We start from the raw sequence: 1,844 nt of genomic DNA on the forward strand, positions 1-1,844 counted from the left end.
CTGCCCCCGCACCATCCGAATCGGACCCTTGGCGGCCTGCCGCTCACCTCACGGCGTCGCAAAACTGGATCAACGATCCCAACGGGCTTGTCTACGAAAACGGCACCTATCACGCGTTCTACCAGCACAATCCGCACGGCAACTTCTGGGGAGACATGTCGTGGGGCCATTCCACCAGCACGGATCTGGTGCACTGGACCCAGAAACCGGTAGCCATGGAAGGCTCCGCCAGTGAGGAAATCTTTTCCGGCGCCATCGTTCCGGACACCAAGAACGCCTCCGGCCTGGGCAGCGCTGAAAACCCGCCGCTGGTAGCCTCTACACCAGCTCGTACGGCGACGGCGGGGCGCTGCCCAAGGGCAGCCAGGCCCAGTCCGTGGCCTACAGCCTGGACCACGGGACGTCCTGGACCAAGTACAAAGGCAACCCGGTGCTTAGCTTGCAGCCGGCGTCGAACAACTTCCGGGATCCGAAGATCACCTGGTACGAGCCCGGCAAATACTGGGTCATGACCACTGTGGTTGCTGACGCCCAGGTGGTGAAACTCTTCAAATCCACCGACCTGCTGCACTGGACCTTCCTCAGCGACTTCTCGGGAGTGGGCGCCCAGGGCGGGCTCTGGGAAGTTCCCGAGCTGCTCCAGATGGACGTCGACGGCGGCAACGGCCTGAAGAAGTGGGTCATGATCCTGAGCATCAACCCGGGAGGCATCGCAGGAGGCTCCGGCATGCAGTACTTCGTGGGCAATTTCGACGGCACACGGTTCACGGCGGAAAACGCGGCAAAGCCGGGCGACCCGCTGACGGAATCGCAATGGCTTGACCATGGCGCGGACTTCTATGCGGCCAACACCATCACCGGGGCTCCTGGAGGAAAGCCGGTGCTTCTCGGCTGGATGGGGAACTGGGACTATGCGCAATCCGTCCCGAGCACGCCATGGCGCGGGTCAATGGCCATCCCCCGCCAGCTCACCCTCGCAGCCACAGGAAGCCGTTTCGAGCTCCATTCGAGCATCGCCCAGGCTGCCGCGGATGCGCTCACGGACACCAAGACCAGTGAAGTACATGGCAAAAACCTCACCGTCACCGATTCAACGGAACCCCTCGGCGGCGATTTCGGAACCCGAACCCAGCTGATCGACGCCGAAATGGACGTTGCGGGCGCCTCCGAGGCCGGATTGGTACTGCGGGCTTCGGCGGACGGGAAGGCAGGCCTCCGGATCTCGTACAACCGCGCAAGCCAGACCCTCAAAGTGGACCGCTCTGCAGCCGGGACCTCCAACTTCTCGCCGAAATTCAGCCCCTACCACCAAGCCTCCGTGCCCCTGAAGGACGGCAAGGTCCGTCTCCGCATCCTCTTGGATTCCTCGTCGGTGGAGGTCTTCACCCAAGACGGCTCGGTAGTCATTTCGGACATCTTCTTCCCGCAATGGGGGAACACGGGTGCGGCAGCGTTCAGTGCAGGCGGCCCGGCGAGCTTCGTCCTCACCACCACGCGGCAGCGACCCTGACGCCAGGGGCCCACCTGACTCGCATTAGTTGTCGTTTAGACGCCTCATAACGACAACTAATGCGAGTCAGTTGGGTGGCGTGGGCCGGACTGTGACGGCTGACATAGCCGGTGACCTCGGCATTCATTCCCTTTGACGATAGCTTTATCCCTATGACATCGAGCGATGCCGAATTTGAAAAGCTGATATCCGACGCCGGCGAGTGGGCTGCCCAGGACCCGGACCCGGTCACTGCGGCAGCGCTGTCCGAGCTGGCCGGACTCGCCTCCAATGGCGTCGCCGCGGCCCGTCAACAGCTTGAAGACAGCTTCAGCGGAACGCTGCAGTTCGGTAC

At 62.8% G+C, this 1,844-nt stretch carries 1 protein-coding gene and 2 pseudogenes; all 3 read left to right on the forward strand.

What is annotated here, in order from left to right; translation table 11 throughout:
* Window positions 1-68: 68 nt before the first annotated feature.
* Window positions 69-215 (forward strand): annotated as a pseudogene (locus tag AHiyo1_RS26240) (sucrose-6-phosphate hydrolase); the annotation flags it as partial.
* Between the two features lie 161 nt (window positions 216-376).
* The gene (locus tag AHiyo1_RS05795; RefSeq protein WP_253257177.1) at window positions 377-1,510 is read left to right on the forward strand and encodes a glycoside hydrolase family 32 protein; all 1,134 of its coding nucleotides are present in this window, start codon (window positions 377-379) and stop codon (window positions 1,508-1,510) included.
* Window positions 1,511-1,662: 152 nt separating this feature from the next.
* Window positions 1,663-1,844: pseudogene (locus AHiyo1_RS05800) on the forward strand (phospho-sugar mutase); the annotation flags it as partial.

Source organism: Arthrobacter sp. Hiyo1, assembly GCF_001263615.2.
In the GTDB taxonomy this organism is placed as follows: domain Bacteria; phylum Actinomycetota; class Actinomycetes; order Actinomycetales; family Micrococcaceae; genus Arthrobacter.